Annotated in this window: 19 protein-coding genes; 3 read left to right on the top strand and 16 right to left on the bottom strand. The window is 66.7% G+C overall.

Features of this window, described 5'->3' with window-relative positions:
- Nucleotides 1–18 precede the first annotated feature (18 nt).
- The 7 genes from ACZ48C_RS23025 to ACZ48C_RS23055 form a co-directional block, all read right to left on the bottom strand.
- Nucleotides 19–357: a RidA family protein gene (locus tag ACZ48C_RS23025; RefSeq protein WP_119255326.1), complete on the bottom strand. Its 339-nt coding sequence runs from the start codon at nucleotides 355–357 to the stop codon at nucleotides 19–21.
- Nucleotides 358–490: 133 nt separating this feature from the next.
- Nucleotides 491–1783, bottom strand: a complete 1293-nt coding sequence (locus tag ACZ48C_RS23030) for an amino acid deaminase (RefSeq protein ID WP_464783104.1) — start codon at nucleotides 1781–1783, stop codon at nucleotides 491–493.
- Nucleotides 1784–1806: 23 nt separating this feature from the next.
- The gene (locus tag ACZ48C_RS23035) at nucleotides 1807–2271 is read right to left on the bottom strand and encodes a RidA family protein (RefSeq protein WP_119255328.1); all 465 of its coding nucleotides are present in this window, start codon (nucleotides 2269–2271) and stop codon (nucleotides 1807–1809) included.
- A gap of 14 nt (nucleotides 2272–2285) precedes the next feature.
- Entirely contained in the window at nucleotides 2286–3041 is a 756-nt protein-coding gene (locus ACZ48C_RS23040) for an amino acid ABC transporter ATP-binding protein (protein ID WP_464783105.1), read from the bottom strand.
- 22 nt (nucleotides 3042–3063) lie between these two features.
- Nucleotides 3064–3717 (bottom strand): amino acid ABC transporter permease, encoded by a 654-nt coding sequence (locus ACZ48C_RS23045; protein WP_318913094.1) that lies wholly within the window; start codon nucleotides 3715–3717, stop codon nucleotides 3064–3066.
- 4 nt (nucleotides 3718–3721) lie between these two features.
- Nucleotides 3722–4384 (bottom strand): amino acid ABC transporter permease, encoded by a 663-nt coding sequence (locus ACZ48C_RS23050; protein ID WP_119255331.1) that lies wholly within the window; start codon nucleotides 4382–4384, stop codon nucleotides 3722–3724.
- 58 nt (nucleotides 4385–4442) lie between these two features.
- Nucleotides 4443–5264, bottom strand: coding sequence for a transporter substrate-binding domain-containing protein (locus ACZ48C_RS23055; RefSeq protein ID WP_119255332.1), 822 nt, complete (start codon nucleotides 5262–5264; stop codon nucleotides 4443–4445).
- 188 nt (nucleotides 5265–5452) lie between these two features.
- On the opposite strand from ACZ48C_RS23055, the gene ACZ48C_RS23060 reads away from it, so the two are divergent.
- Nucleotides 5453–6208 (top strand): IclR family transcriptional regulator, encoded by a 756-nt coding sequence (locus ACZ48C_RS23060; RefSeq protein ID WP_162911260.1) that lies wholly within the window; start codon nucleotides 5453–5455, stop codon nucleotides 6206–6208.
- A 56-nt stretch (nucleotides 6209–6264) separates the two neighbouring features.
- Nucleotides 6265–7209, top strand: coding sequence for a threonine ammonia-lyase (locus ACZ48C_RS23065; protein WP_464783106.1), 945 nt, complete (start codon nucleotides 6265–6267; stop codon nucleotides 7207–7209).
- A 136-nt stretch (nucleotides 7210–7345) separates the two neighbouring features.
- On the opposite strand, the gene ACZ48C_RS23070 is transcribed toward ACZ48C_RS23065, so the two are convergent.
- The 5 genes from ACZ48C_RS23070 to ACZ48C_RS23090 are packed head-to-tail and all read right to left on the bottom strand — an operon-like array spanning nucleotide 7346 to nucleotide 12856.
- Complete coding sequence (locus ACZ48C_RS23070; RefSeq protein WP_464783107.1) at nucleotides 7346–8476, bottom strand: substrate-binding domain-containing protein; 1131 nt, start codon at nucleotides 8474–8476, stop codon at nucleotides 7346–7348.
- Nucleotides 8477–8527: 51 nt separating this feature from the next.
- Nucleotides 8528–9511 carry an ABC transporter permease gene (locus tag ACZ48C_RS23075; RefSeq protein WP_464783108.1) on the bottom strand — a complete coding sequence of 328 codons (984 nt, stop codon included), beginning with the start codon at nucleotides 9509–9511 and terminating at the stop codon, nucleotides 8528–8530.
- A complete protein-coding gene (locus tag ACZ48C_RS23080) occupies nucleotides 9508–10485 on the bottom strand; it encodes an ABC transporter permease (protein ID WP_464783109.1) in 978 nt (325 codons plus the stop codon). The genes ACZ48C_RS23075 and ACZ48C_RS23080 overlap by 4 nt, the downstream gene beginning before the upstream one ends.
- On the bottom strand, nucleotides 10482–11999 hold the full coding sequence (locus tag ACZ48C_RS23085; RefSeq protein ID WP_464783110.1) for a sugar ABC transporter ATP-binding protein: 1518 nt from the start codon (nucleotides 11997–11999) through the stop codon (nucleotides 10482–10484). Before ACZ48C_RS23085 ends, ACZ48C_RS23080 begins: the two co-directional genes overlap by 4 nt.
- Nucleotides 11996–12856, bottom strand: a complete 861-nt coding sequence (locus ACZ48C_RS23090; RefSeq protein WP_464783111.1) for a sugar phosphate isomerase/epimerase family protein — start codon at nucleotides 12854–12856, stop codon at nucleotides 11996–11998. Before ACZ48C_RS23090 ends, ACZ48C_RS23085 begins: the two co-directional genes overlap by 4 nt.
- A 139-nt stretch (nucleotides 12857–12995) precedes the next feature.
- Between ACZ48C_RS23090 and ACZ48C_RS23095 the strand changes: the two genes are divergently transcribed.
- Nucleotides 12996–14012: a helix-turn-helix domain-containing protein gene (locus tag ACZ48C_RS23095; RefSeq protein ID WP_464783112.1), complete on the top strand. Its 1017-nt coding sequence runs from the start codon at nucleotides 12996–12998 to the stop codon at nucleotides 14010–14012.
- Between the two features lie 9 nt (nucleotides 14013–14021).
- Here ACZ48C_RS23095 and ACZ48C_RS23100 read toward each other — a convergent pair whose 3' ends face one another.
- The 4 genes from ACZ48C_RS23100 to bcsA form a co-directional block, all read right to left on the bottom strand.
- On the bottom strand, nucleotides 14022–15038 hold the full coding sequence (locus ACZ48C_RS23100) for a glycoside hydrolase family 6 protein (protein WP_464783113.1): 1017 nt from the start codon (nucleotides 15036–15038) through the stop codon (nucleotides 14022–14024).
- A gap of 221 nt (nucleotides 15039–15259) precedes the next feature.
- Nucleotides 15260–17398 carry a cellulose synthase gene (locus tag ACZ48C_RS23105; RefSeq protein WP_464783114.1) on the bottom strand — a complete coding sequence of 713 codons (2139 nt, stop codon included), beginning with the start codon at nucleotides 17396–17398 and terminating at the stop codon, nucleotides 15260–15262.
- A 157-nt stretch (nucleotides 17399–17555) separates the two neighbouring features.
- Entirely contained in the window at nucleotides 17556–19943 is a 2388-nt protein-coding gene (locus ACZ48C_RS23110; protein WP_464783115.1) for a cellulose biosynthesis cyclic di-GMP-binding regulatory protein BcsB, read from the bottom strand.
- Complete coding sequence (gene bcsA, locus ACZ48C_RS23115) at nucleotides 19943–22108, bottom strand: UDP-forming cellulose synthase catalytic subunit (RefSeq protein ID WP_464783116.1); 2166 nt, start codon at nucleotides 22106–22108, stop codon at nucleotides 19943–19945. The genes ACZ48C_RS23110 and bcsA overlap by 1 nt, the downstream gene beginning before the upstream one ends.
- Nucleotides 22109–22126 lie beyond the last annotated feature (18 nt).

Below are 22126 nucleotides of genomic sequence, written 5' to 3' on the forward strand. Positions count from 1 at the left end.
CATTATCCGTGAACCGGCTCAGACCAGCGCGGTCACCTGGATCTCGACCAGCAGTTCCGGCGCGGCAAGGCGGGCTTCCACGGTGGCGCGGACCGGCAGGTTGTCCTTGTCGACCCACTCGTCCCAGACCGTGTTCATCTGGCCAAAATGGGCGATGTCGCGGAGCCAGATGCTGGCGCTGATCAGCTTGGCCTTGGAGGTGCCGGCCTCGGCGAGCAGGGCGTCGATCTGGGCCAGGATGTCGCGGGTCTGCGCGACGGTGTCGGCGCCCGCGCCGGTCACGCCGGCCGTGGTGACGACGCCGTTGACGACGACGGCGCCGCAGAAGCGCTGGCCGGGCTTGATACGCTTGATCATGGAAATTCTCCCTGTTGGTCAAAGAACGGTTTTGCCGAGGACCGGCGGATGAAACGATGCGTTCTCGTCCGCCATCCGGGGCAGCGCGGCATCAATGCCCGAAACCCTGGCGGAGCGCAACGTGCCGAGCCGGTCAGAAATAGGTCTTGTAGGCCGTCTTCACATCGTGGTTCCCGTCGACACCGTAGAGCACGTCCCATTTGTCGAAGGTCGTGCAGGGATGGGAAATGTCGAGGAACACCATGTCGCCCACCCGCAGCGGAGTGTCGTCCGGCACCCGCATGAAGGCATGCTGGTCCGCCAGGGTGAAAATCTCGTGCCCCGCGCCGAGCCCGACCGGCGCCTGATGCTCGCCGGGCCGGAACCAGAGGCTGGGCGCCGGCAGGTGCACGTCGAAGGACAGATCGCGCTTGCCGCCCGTCAGGAACGCCAGCCCCTTTTCCGGCATGGACTGTACCCGGGTGACGACCTGGAGCGAGGGCCGCAGCTCGCCGGGGACGGCGCGCACGCGCTCCGAGCGCGCCTGCAGCGAAGCGAAATGCTCGCGGTACATCAGAGCGTCGTGCGTGATATAGCAGCCGGAACGGGTCACGACCCGGGTCGGCCGTGACAGCTTCAGCGCGCCAAGGTGCTCCACCACGATGTCGTAATAGGCCGATCCGCCGGCGGACAGGACGATTTCTTCTCCTGTGAATGCGCCGCGGGCATCGAGGTCGCGCGCGGCGGCCGTGGTCAACTCCATCAGGGCGCGGACCTTTCCGAGATTATCGTCCGGCCGCCCGCCGAAGATTCCTTCGAAGGATTCGATGCCGCGCAGTTCCAGCTCCCTGTCGTAGCCCCCGATGACGTCCGCTATCGCCCGTATGCGCGCCGGATCGCGCGCGCCCGTGCGGCCGCCCATCGCGCCGATCTCGATCATGACGCCCAGCCGGCGCCGGGACCCGAGGCCCCGGATGTGGTGGCCGGCGAAATGGGCGCCTTCCTCGGAATCGATCAGGCAAAGAAAATCAAAGCCCGGATCGCCATCCAGCTCCCGCATGACGAAATCGAGGAAGCGGGGATCGACGATCTGGTTGGCGACGAGGATGCGATTGACGCCGAAATCGCGGGCAACCTGCACCTGGTGGGCGGTCGAAAGGGTTATCGCCCAGGCGCCGCCATCGAGCTGGCGGCGGAAAAGCTGCGGGCACATCGTCGTCTTGCCGTGCGGCGCGAGCGAGACATTCGCCTTCTCGCAGAATTCCCGCATCCATCGCTCGTTGTTGGCGATGGCCGGCTCGTGCAGGATGGCGAGCGGCAAGGGCAGGTCGCCGCGCAAGACATTCCAGTTCTTGTCCGCGATGGATTCCAGCGGAAAGGGTTCGGTCCCTCCTGGAATGCCCTTCGTGCGATGATCGAGAAGGGGATGGGCGTGATTGCGGTTCATGGCGAGACCTCCAATGCGTGCGTTCAATCGAGAAGGCGGAAGATCGCCTCGATCTCGACCGTCATGTTGTGCGGCAGCGAGCCCATCCCAACGGCCGAGCGGGCATGTTCGCCACGCTCGCCCAGCCGTTCGACGAGATAGTCGGAGCAGCCGTTGATGACCGCCGGGTGCTCCTCAAAACGGGGGGCGGCATTCACCATGCCGAAAACCTTGACGACCTCGATACGCTCGAGATCGAAGCCGGCATCCTCCATCGTCGCCAGCATCTGGCGGGCCACCAGACGCGCGTGCTGGTAGGCTTCCGGGATATCGATATCGGTTCCGACCTTGCCGGCGTGGAACGTTCCGTCGCTCTTCATGGGCCCCTGCCCCGAGAGATAGACCGTCCCGCCCGCGCGGCGAACGGTCCTGTATGTTCCGCCCGGGCTGACGGGAACCAGGGCCGCCTCGTCCGCCCCGGAAGACTGGTGTGCATTTTTCAAAGACATCGTCCTGCTTTCATTCAGACCGGCTGCACCGCGTGATCCGGCCGTTCGTGATTTCCGATACGGCGAAGAAACTGGATCAGCCGCTCATCTTTTGGTTTGTCGAGAATAAGGGCGGGCGGCCCGTCAGCGGCGATCCGGCCGGCATCCATGAAGAGGACGCGGTCGGCCACGTTGCGCGCGAAACCCATCTCGTGGGTGACGACGAGCATGGTCATGCCGTCAGCCGCCAGCGAGCGCATGACGTCCAGCACCTCGCCGACAAGCTCCGGATCGAGCGCGGAGGTCGCCTCGTCGAAGAGCATGACCTTCGGCTCCATCGCCAGTGCCCGCGCGATCGCCACCCGCTGCTGCTGTCCGCCGGAAAGCTGGCTCGGATAGGAGGCCCATTTTTCCTGGAGGCCGACGCGTGCGAGAAGGCGGCGTGCCCGCTCCTCGGCGGCGGCCTTGCTCTCCTTCAGGACCAGCCGCTGCGCGATGGTCACGTTGCGGCCCACCGTCAGATGCGGGAAGAGGTTGAACTGCTGGAACACCATGCCGACCTCCTTGCGCACCTGATGCAGCTCGCGCGGCAGGGAAAGGTCGTGCCCGTCGATCTTGACCGAGCCTCCGCTGAAGCTCTCGAGGCCATTGAGCATGCGCAGGAACGTGCTCTTGCCCGAGCCGCTGGGGCCGACGATCGCCACGACCTGCCCCGCCTCGACCTGCAACGAGATGTCCTTCAGGACCTCGAGCCTGCCGTAGGACTTGGATACGCCATTCACTTCGATCATCGGACAGATCCTTTCCTGCGGCTCACCGGGCGCTCGGCGTCAGCTTGCGTTCGAGCCGCTCGCTGAGCTTCGAGATCGGGTAGCAGATCGCGAAATAGAGCAGGGCCACGGTAATGAAGAATTCGAGGGGATGGCCGAAGCGCAGCATCAGCTCCATCGCCCGGCGCGTCAGTTCGTTGTAGCCGACCACCGTCGCAAGCGAGGTGTCCTTGATCACCGAGACATAGACCCCGATCAGGGGCGGCAGCGACACCCGCAATGCCTGGGGCGCGATGATCCAGAAGAACCGGTGGAAGAAGCCCATGCCGAGCGCCGTCGCCGCTTCCGACTGTCCGCGCGGGATGGCCTCGATGCCGGAGCGGAACACCTCGGCGACATAGGCGCTGGTAAAGCACGTCAAGGCGATGAAGGCCGCCCAGAAGCGGTCGACCGAGACGTTGACCAGCGGCAGGCCGAAATAGATGAAGAAGAGCTGCATCAGCAGCGGCGTTCCGCGGAACAGCTCGACATAGGCGCGCAGCAGAAGGTTCAGCGGGCGCAGACCGAATTGCCGCAGCAGCGCGACGATCATCCCGACAACCGTCCCCCCGACCACCGCGGAGGCGGACAGGTAGAGCGTGACGACGAAACTGTCGAGGATGAGCCAGCGTGCTTCCCAGACCAGAGAGAAATTCATCGCATCACCTCGATTGCGGCGGGAACAGCAGCCTGCCGGCAAGGGCGAGCAGCAGCGACACGCCGACATTGAGCGCGACATAGAAGAGGGCAGCCACGCTGTAGACCTCGAATGTCAGGAACGTCTTGGTGCTGATGTCGTTCGTAATGCCGGTCAGCTCATAGACCGAGATGGCCGACAGAAGCGAGGATGCGAGCAGGATGGAAATGAAGAGATTGCAGAAGGCCGGCCAGGCCGCGCGCATGGCCAGCGGCGCGGTGATGTAGACGAGGGTCTGCAGCCTGTTGAAGGCGAGAGCCACTGCCGCCTCGCGGCTTCCCGGCGGCACGCCGGCAAGGCCCGCGCGGAAGATCTCGGCAAGATAGGCGCCGGCATTGAGGCCGAGCGCTATGCTGCCGGCGGTGGTGGCGGACATGCGCAAGCCGAGGCTCGGCATGCCGAAGAACAGGATGAATATCTGCAGGAGCGCCGGCGTATTGCGGACGAATTCCACATAGAGCCCGGCCAGCATCCGCAGAAGCCGGAACCGGCTGACGCGGCCGGCCGCCATAGCCACGCCGATCACGATGCCGATGAGCATGGCGACCAGGGTAATGAGCAAGGTGAGCTGGGCACCCGCCAGCAGTTGGGGAATGAAGCGGGGGATGGCCGCCCAATGGAACGCCATGGCAATCCTCTCGATCGATCGCCGCTGCCCGCGATATGGCGGGCAGCGGCCTCAAATGTCAGTAGCGGGGATTGAGCGGCGCCGGCATGTCGGCGTTGAACCACTTCCTGTAGAGCTCGTAGCTCTTGCCGGTCGCATTGAGATCGAAGACGAACATGTTGACCCAGTTGAGCCATTCCTGATCGCCGCGCGGCACGCCGAGGCGCTGGTATTCGACCAGCTTGCTGAACTTGTCGTCGACGATGACCTTCATGCTCTTGTCGATGGTCGCCTGGTAGTTCAGCACATTGCCGTCGCAGATGAACGCATCGACCTGGCCCTGCGCCAGCGCGAAGAGGGCGGCGGCCTCGGTATCGAACCGCATGATTTCGGCATCGGGGAATTCCGGCGCGACCATCAGGTCCTGCGTTGTGCCCTTGGTCACGGCGATGCGCTTGGAGCCGAGATCGGCGGCCGATTCGATCCCGCTGTCGGCCTTCACGGCAAAGGCGGCCAGCAAGGCGGTGACGTAGGGATCGCTGAACGAGACCACCTTGGCCCGCTCGGGCGTGCCGGTGAACGTTCCGACGATGAGATCCACCTTGCCCGAACGAAGGTTCGGGATGCGGTCCACCGACGTCGTGTCGACGATCTCGAGCTCGACGCCCAGCTTCTCGGCGACGAGCTTTGCGACATCGACGTCGAAACCTTCAGGCTCGCCGCTGATCGACTTCATGCCGAAAGGCGGGACGTTCAGCATGACGCCGACCTTGATCTTGTTGTCGGCCACCACGCGGTCGAGGATCGACTCCGCACTTGCCGGCGCGGCAAGCCCTGCCACCACTCCCAATGAAAGAACTGCGCAGCCAGCCAAGCGGCGAAGCTGAGAGAAAATGCCCATCACGACCTCCCTTGTGATAGAGTGTCCGATATTTCAGACACATGTTGCATATACCGTTATCGTTATTGCAATTGCGGACAACTGACAAGCCCTTTACGCTCCCGCCGAACCATGTTTAAAGAAACCCAAATCGGCCAGCAGAAGAGGAAGACGACTTGGCAAAGGCCGCGCAAAGCTCCGGTTCGCGGATGCGTGGAATCGACCGTGTGGTCGAGATTCTGGAAGTCCTGCGGGAAATCGGCGTGCCGACGCAGGTCGGGCAGATCGCCGCGCGGCTCAACGCGCCGCGCTCGTCGATCTATGAGGTGATCGGGTCCCTCGCCGGCGCCGGGATACTCGAAGTCAACCCCGGCACCGGCGAGGTCTTCTTCGGACTGGCGTCCTATTTCTACGGCGCCGCCTATGCCCGGCAGAATCCGATCATCGGCCTCGGTGCGGAAGAGGTGAACCGGCTCGGCCGCGCCACGGGCGAGACGGCCGAACTCTGCACGCTCATCAAGAACCGCTATGCCATCGTCCATTCCATGCCGGGCAACAGCCTGCTGCGCATGGAGACGAAGCCCGGCTTCACCCTGCCCGTGCCGTGGACGGCATCCGGCAGGCTGCTTGTCGCGCATATGTCGCGCGAGGAAGTCGGCGCGCTGGTTCCGCCCGAGGACTTCGATCTGCCGAACGGCGTCAAGCTTTCGCTCGACGTGTTCTATGACGAGGTGCGCTCGGCCGACGCGCAGGGCCTCTGCGTGACGTCGGGCATCCTCGATACGTTCACGAAATGCATCGCCGTGCCGATCCGCTCGACCTTCGGGCAGAATATCGCGACCCTCTGCTTCGTCGTGCCGGTCGCCATCGACGCGGCGCGTGAGGAGACACTGGTCGCGGCGCTCCGCGAAAGCCAGCGCCGCCTCAGCCAGTATCCCGCTTCCATTCTCGCAACGAGCGCGTGAGGCGCGCGGCCGGTTCCGGCCGCCCGTCCCCGCTCCCATGATTTCCGGAGACAGCCATGATCGCACTAGACGATATCCGCGCCGCCAGGGACCGTATCGCGGACGGCATTCGCCGGACGCCCGTCATCCGCGCGGACCAGTTGAAGACCGCGCTTCCCGGCGGTGTCGAACCCGTGCTCAAGCTGGAACTTCTCCAGGTGACGGGTTCGTTCAAGGCGCGCGGGGCGACCAACCGGCTGCGGACCACGCCGCGCGAGCAGCTGGCGGGCGGCATCGTGGCCGCTTCCGGGGGCAACCACGGCCTCGCCACCGCGCGTGCCGGCCATCTGGCCGGCGTCAAGACCACGATCTTCCTGCCGGAAAATGCGACGCCCGCCAAGATCGCCAAGCTGCGCGAATGGGGCGCGGACACCGTGATCGTCGGCACCGCATGGCAGGAAGCCAACGAGGCGGCGCTCGCCTTCTGCGAGCGGACGGGTGCAGCTTATTTCCACCCCTTCGCCGATCCCCTCGTCGTCGCCGGACAGGGCACGGTGGGGCTCGAAATCCTGGAGCAGATCGCCGATGTCGACACCGTTCTCGTCGCGATCGGCGGCGGCGGGCTGATCAGCGGCGTGTCGACCGCCATCAAGAGCATCGCCCCGCATGTCCGCATCATCGGCATCGCCGCCACCGGCTCGCCCACCCTGCTGCGCTCGCTGGAGGCCGGACGCAACATCGATATCGGCCGCGCAACCACCTCGGTCGCGACCATGTCGTGCTCGCATACGGATCCCCGCATCTTCGACATCGTCCGCAAGAATGTCGACGGGATCGTGCTCGTGGAGGACGCGGAGATGGCCGCCGCCGCAAAATGGCTCTGGTTCGAAATGGGCCTTGCCGCCGACCTCAGCGGTGCCGCCGCCATCGCAGCCCTGCAGCAGGGACGTGTCGCCGTGAAGCCCGGCGAGAAGATTTGCGCGATCGTCTGCGGCGCCGGCCCGGACGCGCTGACATCCTGACATCCGCGCAACGCAGGAATGGAAACACGGGCACCAGCCCCGCTTGAGGGGCTGGTGCATCGCGAGGCGGCATCAGAACGCGCCTCAGGTCAGGTCCGACGAGAGGGCGAGATTCGCCCTCCCGTCCATGCCTTGCCTACTTCTTGCCGCCCCAGCGTTCCGGGTAGCCCGGCAGTTCCTGGCAGCCGCAGAGGCTGTAGTGCAGCGGCGGCATGCGCTCATCGACATAGTTCGCCAGAACGTCCTCGGTGATCGCCGGCTGCGGCAGCACCCATTCGGGGCCGGGAACCTGCTTGCCGTCCAGCACGTCGAGGGCCGCGATGACGGCCGTGCGCCACTGGTAGGTCGGGTAGGACGGGCCGATCGCCGTCAGCTTCTCCGACTGCCACTTGCGCAGGAAGTCCTGCTGGTCCTCGCCGCTGATGACCGGATAGGGAAGGCCCGCATCCTCGAAGGCTTCGAGCGCCGCCGTCGCGGTATCGCCGGCATCCATCCAGACCGCGTCGATCTTCTCGCCGCGGTTGATGTAGTCCTCGACGACGGACTTGGTCTTCGCCCGGTCGCTGCCGGTGAATTCCGAGCCGATCACGTTGATGCCGGCCTCGTCGAAGATGTTCTTGGCGGCCGAATAGCGGGTCTCCAGCACGTCGACGCCCGGCATGATGCGCAGCGCCAGCACGTTGTCGCCCTTCTTCAGCTTGCTGGCGATGAACTCGCCCGAGGTGATGCCGAAGCCGTAGCCGCCGACGGGGTGGATATAGGTCACCGGGCAGCTCGTATTGACGCCGCGGTCGAAGACGACGACCGGGAGCTTGCCGCAGGCCGCTTCCACCGCCGGAGTGAGCGCCGCCGTCGTGTTCGGCGAGACGATCAGCGCATCGCACTTGCCGCCGCTGACGAGGGCCTCGATATCGGAGATCTGCTTGTCGTCCTTGCCCTCGGCATCGACGACGATCAGCTCCTTGAGGCGGTCCTTGTGCAGCTCGGCCTCGGCATTGAGGTTGTTGAGGCCGACGACGCGCCAGGGGTTGAAGACGCCGGCATTGGAGAAGCAGAGCGTGACCTGGCCATCCTTCCTGTATTTCGCCGTGTCGACCATGCCATCGCCGAGATGCTGCGCCCAGGGCTGGCCTTCCGGTCCCTGCGGCGTCATCGAAAGCTGCTCGCGCTGCTTCTTGAACTCGGCCGGGTCGTTGAAGTCCTGCGCCAGCGCCTGACCGGCGAATGTGAGCGCGACGGTCGTCGCCAGAAGTGTCCTCAGTGTCATGTCTTCCTCCTCCAGAATGCCGGCCACGCCGGCGGTTGATGCTATGTCCGGTCAGGTCCGCCGCCGGCCACGCCACACGCTGGCGCCCACCGCGGCGATCAGGATCAGGCCCTGGATGCTGTCACGCAGCGCCTGCGGCAGGCCGATGAGATTGAGCAGGGTAAAGAGCGCGAAGAGGCTGAGCGCCCCGAACACCGCGCTCCAGATGGAGCCGCGCCCGCCGAGAAGCTGCGCGCCGCCGATGACGCAGGCGGCGATGGCCTGCAGCTCCAGCCCCTCGCCGGCATTGACGGAGACGCCGGAAAAGCCGCCGATCAGGATGCCGGCCGTCACCGCCGAGACCGCGGAGACCACGAAGGCGAGGATGCGCGTTGCGGCGACCGGCGTTCCGGCCAGCTCCGCCGCCCGCGGATTGTCGCCGACGGCGAGCGCCCGCTTGCCGTAGACGGTGCCATTGAGACCCCACCAGGCGAGCGCCACAAAACCGGCAAGGACGATGGCCGCGAGCGGCAACGAGCCTACGAGGGGAACGTCGCGCCAGACCAGACGGCCGAGATTGCGGAAATTGTCCGGCAGGTCGCCGCGCGCCGCCCCGCCTGACCAGGCGAGCGCCAGCCCGTTGACGGAGAGCATCGCGCCGAGCGTCGCGATGATCGAGGGCACCTTGAGGAAGGCGACGACGAGGCCGTTCACGAGGCCGACGGCGATGCCCATGACATAGAGCGCGCCGATGACCGCCCAGGTCGTCTCCGGATCGCCGTTGATCAGGATAGAGGCGGCGAGCACGACCAGCGTCGCGACCGCTCCCATGGAGAGATCGAAGCCGCCCGTCAGGATGACGTAGAGCTGCCCGCAGGCAAGGATGACGAGCGGCGCGGCGCGCCGCAGGAAATTCATGAAGAGGCCAGGCTCCAGATAGTTCGGCTGGAGGAAGGCGATGCCCGCATAGAGCGCGAGAAAGATCACGAGGCCGGCATTGACCGCGATGCGTGCCGGGCGGCGAAGGGAGGAAGGGGGCTGCGGGACGGGGCTCATGCGACATGCCCCTTCGAGCGGACGGCGTGGATGGCGACGGCGGCAACGACGATGGCTCCGCGCAGCACCTGCTTGAGGAAGGCGTCGATGCCGAGCATGTTGAAGCCCGCATCGAGGCTGGCGAAGAGCAGGACGCCCGCCAGCGTGCCGGCGACGCCGCCCTTGCCGCCGGCAAGGATCGTGCCGCCGATGACCGTCACGGCGATGGATTCGAGGTCGTAGATGCCGTCGCGGCCGATCCAGGGCGTGCCGGATTGCAGCCGGGCGGCAAGGTAAAGCCCGGATGCGCCGGCAAACAGGCTGGCGACCACGTGGGCGGACAGCGTGACGCGCTCCGTCCGGATGCCGGCGAGCCGCGCCCCGTCCGGATTGCCGCCGACGGCATAGATGCGCGCGCCGAACAGCGTGCGGTCGAGCACGAAGGCGGCGGCGAGCGAGAGGGCGGCGAGCAGCAGGATGGAATAGGGCACGCCCAGCACGCCGCCATAGGCGACGACCTGGAATTCCCGCGCCACCGCGCCCTGCAGCATGCCGAACGAGGCGGCAAGCACGCCCTGGATGACGAGCCCCGTGCCAAGCGTCGCGATCAGCGGATTGATGCCGCCATAGGCGACGAGCGCACCGTTGACGAGGCCGACCACGAGGCAGAGCCCGAGGCAGATCACGATGGCCGGCAGGATCATCGCCGGATCGCCCTGCATGATATGCGAGGCGAGGACGGCGACGGCGCTGATGAGCGCGGCGACCGAAAGATCGATCGACCCGACGAGGATCACGAAGGTCTGGCCGACCGCGACCAGCCCGAGGGCCACCATGCGCTGGAGGAGGCCGACGATGCCCTGCCCGCCGAGCTGCGCGGTCTCGCCGGTCGCAAGCGCGACCACGATGAAGAAGCCGATGGAGAGGCCGGCCAGCAGTACCGCAATGGAGAGGCCCGCGGCGGCCGGCTTCGGTTTCACGATATCCGTCGTCATGCGCGTGCCTCCGCTTGCGGCCCATCCGCAAGGCCGAGGGCGAGATGCATGACGTCCTCCTCGCTCGCGCCCCTCGGCAGTTCGCCGGACAGGCGGCCCTGATGCATGACGAGGATGCGGTCGGCGATGCCGATCAGCTCGGGCATGTCGGAGGAGACGACGACGATGCCGCGGCCGGAATCGGCGAAGCCGCGCATCGTCTCGTAGATCGCCGCTTTGGCCGCGATGTCGATGCCGCGGGTCGGCTCGACGAAGACGAGGATGTCGGATGCCTGCGCCAGCCAGCGCACGATGATCGCCTTCTGCTGGTTGCCGCCGGAGAGCGTGCCGACCTCCTGGCCGAAATCCCCGGCCCGCACGTCCATGCCGCGCAACCGTTCGTCGATGGCGGAAGGCGCGAAGGCGCCGCGCTCGGGCCGCGTGAAGAGGCCGGCCATGGAGCGCAGGGTCAGGAGCGCATTGTCGCGCACGGACTGGCGCAGCGCGAGCCCCTCGCGCTTGCGGTCGCCCGGCAGGTAGCCGATGCCGGCGGCCGTCGCCTGCCGGGGCGTGCGAAGGGCGACCGGCCTGCCGCGCAGCGCGACCGCGCCGCCGGAGAACGGCGCGTCGCCGACCAGCGCCTGCGCCAGCGCACCCTTGCCGGAATCTTCGAGGCCCGCGACGCCGACGATCTCACCGGCCCGCACGCTGAGGGCGATGTCGCGCAGCGCCGCATTCGCCCCGCCCTCGACGGCAAGGAGGACGGCGCCCGGCGCGGAGACCGGCGGCGCGGGATAGAAATCCTTGAGATCGCGGCCGACCATCGCCCTCACGATCTCGCCGATGGGGGCGGCCTCGCGCGGCCTCGTCCAGATCTTCCTGCCGTCCTTGAGGACGGTGATGCGGTCGGCGATCGCCGTGACCTCCGGCATGCGGTGGGAGATGTAGACGATCGAGACGCCCTCGCCCTTGAGGGTTTGCACCAACGCAAGCAGCGCGCGGCTGTCGCGCTCGTCCAGCGCCGCCGTCGGCTCGTCCATGACGAGGATGCGCGCATCGAGGAGAAGCGCCTTGGCGATTTCCACGAGCTGCTGCGTGGCGATGGAGAGCGAGGAAACAAGTACCTGCGGATCGACCTTCGCGCCGATGCGGCGAAGGAGCGCCGCCGCCTTCTCCCGCATCGCCGCCTTGTCGAGGATGCCGCGCCGGGCGATCTCGCGCCCCATGAAGATGTTCTCCGCCACCGTGCGGTGCGGCAGCAGGCTGAGCTCCTGATGGATGATCGAGATGCCCGCTTCCGCCGCCTGCCGGGGATGGGTGAATTGCACGGCCCTGCCGTCGAGGCGGATCTCGCCGGCATCCGGCCGGTAGCTGCCGCCGAGTATCTTCATCAGCGTCGACTTGCCAGCGCCGTTCTCGCCGCAGATCGCATGGACCTCGCCGGGCAGGCAGTGGAAATCGACGCCGTCGAGCGCGCGTACGCCCGGAAAGACCTTGCTGATGCCGGACATGCCGAGGGCGGGAACAGCCGTCATGCCAGCCGCTCTCCCGCCGCCGCCCATTCGCGGCGGATGAAGGCGACGCTCTCGGAGAAGAGGCCGTCGAGATCGTCGAAGAGATCGCGCCAGACCCGCGTCGCGCCGGCAAGCTCCGGCAGGGCGCGGCCGAAGGATTCGACGGTCAGCCAGCCGTCGTAGTTGCAGCGGCGCAGCGCGTCGAAATGCGCCGCGAAGGGCACATGGCCGGAGCCGGGAACGCCGCGATCGTTTTCCGAGACATGGAAATGGTTGATCTCGCCGTGATAGCGCTCAAAGGTCGCCGGCGGATCCTTTTCCTCGATATTGGCGTGAAACGTGTCGAACATGTAACCGTAATTGGGATGGTTGACGGCGCGGTAAATGGCCGATGCCTGAGCGATGGTCGACATCATGTAGCATTCGAAACGGTTGACCGCTTCCGCCGAAATGCGCACGCCCGCCGGCGCCGCATATTCCGCCATCGCGCGCATCGCCTCCACGCAGCGCCCCGTTTCCTCCGGCGTCGGCCCGAAGCCGGTGAAGACGCCGACGGGCGAATGGAGGGGCCCCGCGACGATCTCGCCGCCCATCGCCGCCGTGCAGTCGACGATCCAGCGATGGTGGTCGCGCGCTTTCGCGCGCACCGCCGGATCGGGGCTGACCGGATTGGCCTCGGGCGTCGCGACGGCGGCCGCGCCGGCCGTCAGGCCGATATCGGCAAGGAGCCGGCCGAGCGCCGCATAGTGCTCCTGCTTGCCGGAGAAGACAGGAACCTCCACCGCGTCGTAGCCGAGCGCCTTCAGCCGTTCGAGCTGGCGCGCGTGCTGCAGGCCGATATCCGCGCCGATGACGAGCAGGTTGAATGCGACTTTCACTGATATCCTCCCCTTCGCCGCGCCGGCCTCTCCCATCGGCCTGCGCGACATGGGCCACAATGGCAGGCTTGACTCGGCAATTCTTGCGGACGACAACAGTGGTAAATTTCTTAAGTCATTTTGTGTTGGGAGGCGCGACGTGAACAGACATGCGGTGATTTCGCCGGCCGATTGCCGGCCCTCGGTCTTCCGCCAACCGGACTCCGTCATGTATGCCGACAACTGCAAGGAATTGCAGGCCGCCGCCCGGCGCGGCGAGGTCGAGCTTCACGCCTGGACGCGCGGCAGCTATCCCGGCACCTCGCTCGGCGAGCGCCTGCCGGGCATCCGCACCGTCGGCTTCTGGGATGCGCGCCACGGCCAGTCCTGGGGGCTCGGCCGGCATTGCAACGAGGGCTTCAAGATCGCCTATCTCGCCCGCGGCAGTCTCGACCTCGTCGTGGACGAGCGGAGCTATGCGATGAAGCAGGGCCAGTTCATCGTCATCCGCCCCTGGCAGCTCCACTCCATCGGCAATCCGAATGTCGGCCCGAGCCGGCTCTTGTGGATCATCCTCGATGCGGGCCTGCGCCGGCCGAGCGAGACGCCCGACTGGCCGGACTGGCTCGTCTTCTCCAGGGACGAGGCGGCGCGGCTCGGCGATATCCTGACGCAGAACAACCAGCCAGTCTGGGACGGCGGCGCCGAGCTCTGCCGCGCCTTCGAGGCCATTCCCTCCATCCTGCTCGAGCGCAGCCCGGAGGACGGCGAGACGCGCCTCAAAGTGGCGATCAACGCCATGATGCTGAGCCTGATCGACCGGATGGGCGAGCAGGCGCCGACGCTCGACCCCGATCTTTCCACCTCGCAGCACACCGTCGCGATCTTCCTGCGGCGGCTCGCCCATGCGCTGGAGGAGGACTGGTCGCTGGAAGGCATGGCCGAGGAATGCGGGCTCTCTCGCACCCGCTTTTCCGACTATTGCAAGAAGCTCACCAACATGGCGCCGCGCCAGTATCTCCAGCACCTGCGGCTGGAGCACGCCTCGCGCCTCCTGCAGGAGCCGCGCAACACCAGCGTCACCGAGATCGCGCTGAGCTGCGGCTTCAATTCGAGCCAGTATTTCTCCAACGCCTTCAAGAAGCGCTACGGCCACTCCCCGAGCAGCTACAGGTAGGCAAGCCGCTCACTTGCCAGCGTCGAAAGGCGGATTGGCGAAGCGGATGAGCTCGCGCGCCTGCTCGGGGAACCAGCCGCCGGCCGCCGGCGCCACGATCCCGCGAGCGGGATCGGCCGGTCCGGATGTGCCGCGATGGCAGGGGCCGTCCGATTCGCCGGGGACCTTTATCCAGAGGAAGCCGTCGATATAGGGATCGCCCGTCTTAAGCGTCGGACGCCGGCCGAGGCCCCGTTCCGGCGGGTTGCACCACGCTTCGGCATCCTCGTATTTGCCGTCGGGCGCTTTCCATGAACCCGCGCCGTTGCGGCTGGTGTCGATGATCGCATGTTTCTGCCCGGCCGGGTCGCGCGCCAGCCCGGCTTCCGCGAAGGCGCGGTCATAGGCTTCGTCCGTTTCCGCCCAGGTCGTCACGTTGTCGAAGGTCGCGGGGTGGAACTGGCTGGGGCAGTTTTTTGCTTCAAGGCTACCTGCCGTGACGAGGGCGAGGCAGTCGCTCAGCCACGCCGCGAACCTCGTGACCCGCTCGTCGCTCTCGAAATTCGAGACATTGAGGAAGAACCCGTCCGCCCTGCCGATATCCGCCCTGATCAGGCGGTCGACGGCGTCGCCCGGCGAAAGCCAGTTGCTGCCGGTGCCGTCGAGATAGAGCCGGGTACCCGGCAAGGCCTTGAGGATCTCCACTGCCCGGCTCAACTGCGCGAAGCGCTCCGCCGCCGCATGGGCGGGGTCGGCCTTTTCCGGCTGGCAGGGCTCCAGGTCACCGGCGACGTTCCTGTTGAACGGGATGACGCCGAGGCCGTCCGGCTCAAGGATCACAATCGCCTTGCGGCTGCCGATCCCCGCGGCGAAAGCCTTGATCCACTGGATGTAGTCGGCCGTGTTCTTCGCGCCGCCCGCGGAATAGAGCGCGCAGTCCCGGTGAGGAATGTTGTAGGCGACGAGAACCGGGATCGCCTGTTCGGCGGAAGCCCGCTTCACGATATCGGCGACAGCCGCCTTCGTTTCCTTTGGGGAGCCCTCCATGAACCACGTTGCGGAGGGGATACGCAACAGGGCGAGAGCATCCGCCTTCGCCTGCCCTTCCAGCGTCCCGGCCGCAACGCGAGCGCCGCTCCTGTCGTTGACAAAGAGTTTTTCCGCGTCCTGCGAAAAGGCCGCGGAAACTCCCGCCGTGGCAACGCAAGCCGCCGCAAGCACCGCCGCGACAATCCTTCTCCATCGCGAACTGGCGCTGCCAACCGGGCTCATGGGCGCCGGTCTCGCTCGTCGCGCATTTCGGCCAGCGCGCGGATGGCGTCCTGCCGGCCGGTCTCGCCGAGGGCCTCGAAGAGGCGCAGGGCATCGGCACGCAGGCCGAGATTCTTGTAGGCGTAGGCGCGCAGCACCATCAGGTCCGCCGGCTCGGCCACGACCTGCTTGCGCTGGTCGAGGTACACGATGGTTTCGCGATAGCGCGCCGCGCGGAAGCTGCTGACGGCCCGGTCGGACAGGATCGCGGCCTGCAGCTCGGCGCCGCGGCGGCCATCGAGCTTCGCCCTTGTAGCGGCAACGGCGGCATCGCTCGTCAGGCCCGCGCGAAGATAGGCAAGGCTCTGGCCATAGGCCGCGTCGCCACGCACCTGCCCGCTGCCCGCCAGCGCGGCCTCGAAGGCCTGCGCCGCCTCCAGCGGCCGGTTGATCTCCATCAGGCACCAGCCGAGCGAGAGCGCGCCGGCTGGCGACAGGCCGGCCGGATCGCTCGCGGTGCGGCAATTGGCGACGCCCGCCACGCGGCGCGCGGTGCGCTTTACGCGTTGCGGCCGCAGGGCGACTTCCTCCACCGGCTGCGCACGCTCCTCGGCGATGCGGTCCGAAACCACCTTACGCTCGACCGGCACGGCCTTCCGCCCGCCCCTGCGGACCACCTCGTCATCGGCATTCCGTTCGCCAAGCCGCGCGATGCGCTCGGACCGGGCGCCCCAGGCCTGCCTGACGGCTTCGAGGCCCGTGCGATCCTCGAGCCGCAAACGGGCGACGCCAAGGCCATAGGCGGCGGGCTCGTAATCCGCCTTCCATTGCAGCACCTGCGCGAACCATTCCTCCGCCGTTTTCGGCTGGTTCATGGCGAGCGCATACCAACCGAACTGCTCGCCCGTCTCGGAGTACTTTTGCTCGATGGTGACGGCCGCGATGCGGCCAAGGACCTTGCCGTCCAGCTTCGGCGGCGGATCGAGCGCCAGGAGGTTGGCGGTGGCGGCGAGATAGGTCTCCATCGCCTGATCGGAGGTCGTCCGCCAGGGATACATCGCCTCCTCCGCCTCCGCCGGCATCTTGCGGGCGAGGAGGATGAGGGCGAGCCCCTGCGAGGCGGAGGCGGAATCCTCGATGGTGCGCGCCTTGCGGAAGAAAGGCTCCGCCACGGCATTCTCGTCGCGGCGCAGGTGATACCAGCCGAGCAGCAGGGCGTCCGAGGCAAGCCCCTGATCCGTCGAGAGCTTCTCGACGATCTTCAGATAGGCCGGCGCCACGGCGATCTTCGGGTCTTCGGCGCCCTCGCCCACGAAGCGGCGGGCGAGATCCGGCCGCAGCGCATCGAATTCCATGGTTCCGTCGGCGCCCTTGCGCTCGCGGGCAAGCAGGTCCTGCATGTCGCCGTAGCCGAGCACGGTGGAGGCCTTCTGCACCGTGGCGAGTCGGACGGCCGCGTCCGCGCAATTATCGAGCATGTAGCCATAGGCATCCCGCGCCCGCTGCGGCCGGCCGGTCTTGGCGAAGGCGTCCGCGACGCGCCAGAGCACGTCGGCATCGCTGCAGGTGAGAAGGCTCGGGGTCTCGGCGCCGAGGCGCACCACCTCCTCACTGTTGCCGGCATTCGAGGCGGCGACGAGCGCAGCGCGCTTTTCCGCGACGTCCAGCCGGTCGACGAGATCGGCCGGCGGAACCCATTGCGGGTCTTCCTTCTGCCGCTTGGCGATGGCGGCCCGGACGTCGGCATAACGGGAGCGGCTGTAGAGCGCCCACATCTCCTCGAGCTGCCTGTCCTCGTTCACCGGCACCGCGAGCGGGTTTTCCGGCGGGATCCAGGTGGGATAGAGCGTGCGAAGGCGCGCGATCTCGGCATTGAGGCGGGCTGTATCGCCCCGCGCGGCAAAATAGCGAAGCGCGCTTTCGTCGACGGCAGGCTTGTCTGCCGCAACGTCCGAGGTGCCGGCCGGCTGCGGGGTCTGACCGCCCTGCCCGACCTGCGCGACTTCCACGCGGGACTGCTTGCCGGGCTGGAGCATTCCCGTGCCGCCGGCATTGGGCAAACCCTTGGCCGCGTCGCCCGACACGCCGAAGGAGAGGCCGGCGACGCTGGCAGCCCCGGCAGAGACGAGGACGAGCGCCATAAGGATCGACTTCATCCCGATTTTCCTTCGGTACGCGTTCGACATCAGGCTCCGGCTTGGACCGCGACGACACCATGCGCCTTGAACGCAGGAATACGGACCCGTATCCCCCAAGATGAGCCAACCACCTGCGATAAAACCGCGATATGGTTAACCATGGGTAAACGGACGGTCACGAGCCGCGCCCGAAGCGGTTGAGCAGTGCCGATGTGGCAATACCGAGCAGGATCGACAGACCGCAGAACGCCACCGCATAGGCAAGGATGTTTGAGGAAAGCCAGTTGGCCGCCACCAGACGCATGTTGGAAAATGTCCAGGGTTGCGTGGTGACGAAACGGGCGCGATTGACCGGACGAACGTCGAGCAGCTCCTTCCCGTCTTTGCTTTCCAGGCTCGCATAGCCGCCGAGCTGCTGCCAGCGCGTGTCTTGTGCGAGAGCATCCATTCCGGTCCGCAGGGCGTCTCCCGTCGGTGCCGCGAGCACCGTCCATGCGCCGGTCTGTTCCGGGCTGTCGCCCTGCGCGACAAGGAAGCCTGCGCTGGCATCGGGAAGAATCTCCTGTTCGGGACCCGGCAGGAGGCGCAGGGAGGAGAAGGATATGTCGAAGGTGCTGTGCAGCCATTCCTCGAAGGCGGTGATCTGCCCGCGCCAGGAGCCGGTTCGCACGCGCGACTGCCATTCGTTGAAAGCATCCTGCGTCGCGCGCTGCTGTCCGCCGCCGGCCGCCGCACCCCAGGACGATGCGCTCTCGCCGGCAATATGTGTCTGGGCGAGCACGAGCGGGGGAAGCTGCGAAATCGTGCCGACGAGGATCGCGTTGCGCTCCCCGATGGCGAGCGCCGAGGCTTCCGGCCGAATCTGCAGCACCCGGCCGCTCGCGACCGCCACCTTGCCGAGGAAGGTCGCGCCCGCCGAAAGCGTATCGCCATCCAGCCGGTCGAGATAGAGCGCAATCGGATCGGTCAAACCGTTATAGGGGAAGCCGGTGCCGGAAAGCGCATCGAGATTCGGAAGCTGCGCCATGCGGGCAAAGCGCGGCATGCGCAGCTCGGACGTGTCGAACAGCGCGAAGCGCGGCTCCGGCAGGGCGCTGGCCCCCGGCGCGCAGACCGCATCCGCCTGCGTCCGCAGGATCGTCTCGACGTCGATGCGGTTCGGGCCGGGTCGGAAGTGGCGCATGGTCACGCGGATCGGCAGATGCCGGAAGATTCCGCCGCCGCTGTTGGTGATCGGCACGGTGGAGGCGATATTGCCGTTGACATAGATGTCGATATGGCTGCCCGGCAGTACCTCGGAGGAATAGGCGGCATCGAGCATCAGCGTCGCCTCGCCATAGGCGTCGGCATAGAAGTCCGACGGTATGCCGATGTCGAAACCGGTGCGGAAACGCCGGCCGCTGAACTCGCTGGTGGGAACGCCGAGCGAGGAGAAGGTCAACGCCGCCTCGCCCGTGACGAGCGGCATTTCCGCGGCATTGCGCTGGCGCACGCTGAGCGCCTCGCGCGTGACGCCGAGCGGACGGTCGACGGGCGAGACGACGCCCTCCACCGCCCCCTCGATCGAAGGCCAGCTCGGCCCGCTCAGCACGAAGACCTTCCGCCCGCCGGGCGCATCGACGAAGGTCGCGAGCGCCGCCGTCTGCGCCGAGGCCGGCAGGGCGGGCAGCAGCGGCGAGAGGTCTCCGGCGGTGCCGACGAGCACGGTCAATTCGCCCGCCTCGGCCTTTTCGGGCAGGGTGTTGACGATATCGAAGGTCTGGTTCGGCATCTTCGCCATCAGCGCCAGCCCCTGGCTGAGACGCATCAGGGCGTTCGTGGCGGCGGGCTGGCCCATCTCCGGCACGACCATGCGGAACTTCGTCCGGCCCGTCGGTCCGAGGCCCACGGCGGCGATGTCGTCGGTCGTCAGCAGGGCGCCGCCCTTGTCCGCCGGCAGGGTCAGGAACGTGCGCGCGGGATCGACGGCCGTCCACAGGTCATAGGTCGACTGGATCGTGCAGTCGGTACGGTGACGCTGCGCGACGCTGAAGGTCACGCGGTTGACGCCCGGCCGCAGCAGGCCGGGCGGCAGCGCCAGACGCATATCCGTCGTGCCCTCGGGCGACTGGACCGGCATTTCTTTCACCGGCACGTCGTTGATGACGACCGTGAATTTCGAGGCTTCCGGCGCGACCACCACCGCGTTGGAATATCCGATGCTGATAGCATCCGCGCCGGTGGCCTGCTCCTTGGTCAGGAAGACCGGAAAGGAGCGGCTTGCCATCTCCCCTTCCAGAAGCAGGGTCTCCGCCGGAATGATGTAGCGCCGCGCGGCGGGATCGGCCGTCGCTGCCTTCTTTTCCGGTTCGCCTGTCTGCGTCACCGGCGTCTCGGCAAGAGGCGTCTCGGTAGCAGGCGTCTGCGTGGCAGGCTTTTCCTCCTCTATCGCCCTGGGCTTTTCGACAGCGGGGCCGCGCTCGCCGGACATGTCGAAAGGGGTCGCCTGCTCCTGCGCGAAAGCCGCGGAAGCCGAAAGGACGAGGGCAAGACCGAAGGAAGCAGCGGTTTTGCGATAAGCCATCACGACGCCTCCTTCCTGCCGCCCGTGAAGTTGCGCATGAGATAGATCAGGCCGCGGCTGGTCTGGTAGAGCGCGATGCCGAGGAACCAGAGCGATCCGCGCACGAGGCCGGGATTGTAGCGGCGCGAGACCTGGAAATCGCTCCACTGGTTCGAGTTGGCGAAGATCAGGTCGGCGACGAGGGAATGGTGCCTTGCCTCCTCCGGCATGAAGCGGCAGCCGACGGCGACGACACTGCCGAGGTTCTCCGTGTTGCGGATGTCGATGGGGAGCGTTTCCTGATGCTCGCTCCCATAGGGCGTGAAGCGGAGCGCCGCGTGGGCACCGGGAGCCAGCTCCTCCTCCAGCCCGAAGACCTGCATGCGCGCGCCGTTGGCCGAGACGTTCTCCAGCGTCCCCGGATATTCCCGTCCGTCATAGGAGAAGACGCAGCGGCGGTTGATGGTCACGCGGCGGCTCGCCGCCCGTTCACTGCGCTCGGACACGACGCCGAGCGCGCACCCGGCGATGACGAGGTTGAGCAGGTTCCAGCCGCCGACGACGAAGGTGACGTCCGCCTTGTAGGGTTCCGAATAGAAGCGGTAGACGCTCATCAGGAAGGCGATGAACAGCACGGCGAAGATCACGAAGAACGGCCGGCTGATCTCCGATAGCCGCGCCACCTTGATCGATTCGTCTTTCGCCGTGACCTTGAATGTCGGCCTGGTCGGGTTGAGCATCACGGAGACGACGGCCGGCAGCAAATGCACGCTCTGCACATATTCGTAGAGCTCGGATATCCACGGCCAGCGGAACGAGCCGTAGAGATAGTTCTGCATCATCAGGTTCACGAGCATGTAGGCCAGCGTATAGCCGAGGAACTCGCCGCCGGAGGCGGTGAATATCTCCAGGTCGAAGAAGAGATAGAAGAGCGGCGCGAAGAGGAAGATCGTGCGCGGGAACGGGAACAGCCAGAACAGCGTCGAGGACATGTAGCAGAGGCGCTGCGGCACCGAGAGCCCGCTCTTGAAGAGCGGGAAGCGGAAGCGCAGGATCTGCATCATGCCCTGCGCCCAGCGGCTGCGCTGGCCGATGAAGCTGGCGAAGGTGGCGGGCTGCAGGCCGGCGATCAGCGGCTTGTCGACATAGACACTGTTCCAGCCCCGCGAGTGGAGCGCCAGCGCCGTCTCGCAGTCCTCGGTAATCGATAGGCCGCTGAAACCGCCCGCCTCGTTGAGCGCCGTGCGCCGCAGCACCGCCGCCGAGCCGCAGAAGAAGGCGGCATTCCACTTGTCGAGGCCGCGCTGGATGATGCCGTAGAACATCTCGTTCTCGCTCGGCATCGTCTCGAAGGTGCGCAGGTTCCGCTCCAGCGGGTCGGGATTCAGGAAGAAGTGCGGGGTCTGGACGAGGAAGAGCTTGGGATCGTCGCCGAAATAGCCGACCGTTTCACGCAGGAAATCGCGCGCCGGAGCGTGGTCCGCGTCGAAGACGGCGATGAGCTCGCCGGTCGAATGCTGCATGCCGTTGTTGAGGTTGCCGGCCTTCGCATGCTCGTTGCGGGCGCGGGTGAGATAGTTGACGCCGAGATCCTGGCAGAGCGCCTGCAACTCGCGGTGCCGGGCCTGCGCACCCTGGCCCTCGACGACCGCCGTGGCATTGCGCTTCTGCTCCGTGCCGCCGTCGTCGAGCAGCCATACCGTGAACCGGTCGGCGGGATAGTCCATCGCCTTGGCGGCGGCGAGCGTGTTGGCGAGGAGCGCGGCATCCTCGTTGTAGCTGGGCACGAAGACGTCGACGGAGGGGAGCCGGCCCTCATCGGCCATGCGGCTCTTGCGCGGCGGCAGCGGCATCGCGACGACGAAGAGGCTGAGCGCCAGCATCAGCACGCTGTACATTTCCGCAAGGTAGAGCAGGAAGCCGGGAATGAAGTTCTCGAGCTGGTTTAGCGGCGGCAGGGTGCTCGTCGTGCGCCAGTAGACATAGCGCAGCACCACGGCGGTGCCGAAGGCGAGCGCGATGAGTCGCCAGATGCCCTCGGCGCGCAGCACCTTGATCACCGCCATGAACGTGACCACGGCAATGCTGGCGATAAGCTGCGTCTGCAGATTGATGGGTAGTGTGATTACGAGGATCACGAGCGCGGACACGAGTGCCCACAGCATGATCGTACCGGTATATCTCATGCACCGTCCTTCGCCGTC

The organism is Shinella sp. 1A1 (assembly GCF_055379515.1).

Bases quoted from the DNA above. Each gene is read 5' to 3' on its own strand.
- ACZ48C_RS23025 (WP_119255326.1), bottom strand. From the start codon at position 357: ATGATCAAGCGTATCAAGCCCGGCCAGCGCTTCTGCGGCGCCGTCGTC.
- ACZ48C_RS23030 (WP_464783104.1), bottom strand. From the start codon at position 1,783: ATGAACCGCAATCACGCCCATCCCCTTCTCGATCATCGCACGAAGGGC.
- ACZ48C_RS23035 (WP_119255328.1), bottom strand. From the start codon at position 2,271: ATGTCTTTGAAAAATGCACACCAGTCTTCCGGGGCGGACGAGGCGGCC.
- ACZ48C_RS23040 (WP_464783105.1), bottom strand. From the start codon at position 3,041: ATGATCGAAGTGAATGGCGTATCCAAGTCCTACGGCAGGCTCGAGGTC.
- ACZ48C_RS23045 (WP_318913094.1), bottom strand. From the start codon at position 3,717: ATGAATTTCTCTCTGGTCTGGGAAGCACGCTGGCTCATCCTCGACAGT.
- ACZ48C_RS23050 (WP_119255331.1), bottom strand. From the start codon at position 4,384: ATGGCGTTCCATTGGGCGGCCATCCCCCGCTTCATTCCCCAACTGCTG.
- ACZ48C_RS23055 (WP_119255332.1), bottom strand. From the start codon at position 5,264: ATGGGCATTTTCTCTCAGCTTCGCCGCTTGGCTGGCTGCGCAGTTCTT.
- ACZ48C_RS23060 (WP_162911260.1), top strand. From the start codon at position 5,453: ATGCGTGGAATCGACCGTGTGGTCGAGATTCTGGAAGTCCTGCGGGAA.
- ACZ48C_RS23065 (WP_464783106.1), top strand. From the start codon at position 6,265: ATGATCGCACTAGACGATATCCGCGCCGCCAGGGACCGTATCGCGGAC.
- ACZ48C_RS23070 (WP_464783107.1), bottom strand. From the start codon at position 8,476: ATGACACTGAGGACACTTCTGGCGACGACCGTCGCGCTCACATTCGCC.
- ACZ48C_RS23075 (WP_464783108.1), bottom strand. From the start codon at position 9,511: ATGAGCCCCGTCCCGCAGCCCCCTTCCTCCCTTCGCCGCCCGGCACGC.
- ACZ48C_RS23080 (WP_464783109.1), bottom strand. From the start codon at position 10,485: ATGACGACGGATATCGTGAAACCGAAGCCGGCCGCCGCGGGCCTCTCC.
- ACZ48C_RS23085 (WP_464783110.1), bottom strand. From the start codon at position 11,999: ATGACGGCTGTTCCCGCCCTCGGCATGTCCGGCATCAGCAAGGTCTTT.
- ACZ48C_RS23100 (WP_464783113.1), bottom strand. From the start codon at position 15,038: ATGGAGGGCTCCCCAAAGGAAACGAAGGCGGCTGTCGCCGATATCGTG.
- ACZ48C_RS23105 (WP_464783114.1), bottom strand. From the start codon at position 17,398: ATGAAGTCGATCCTTATGGCGCTCGTCCTCGTCTCTGCCGGGGCTGCC.
- ACZ48C_RS23110 (WP_464783115.1), bottom strand. From the start codon at position 19,943: ATGGCTTATCGCAAAACCGCTGCTTCCTTCGGTCTTGCCCTCGTCCTT.
- bcsA (WP_464783116.1), bottom strand. From the start codon at position 22,108: ATGAGATATACCGGTACGATCATGCTGTGGGCACTCGTGTCCGCGCTC.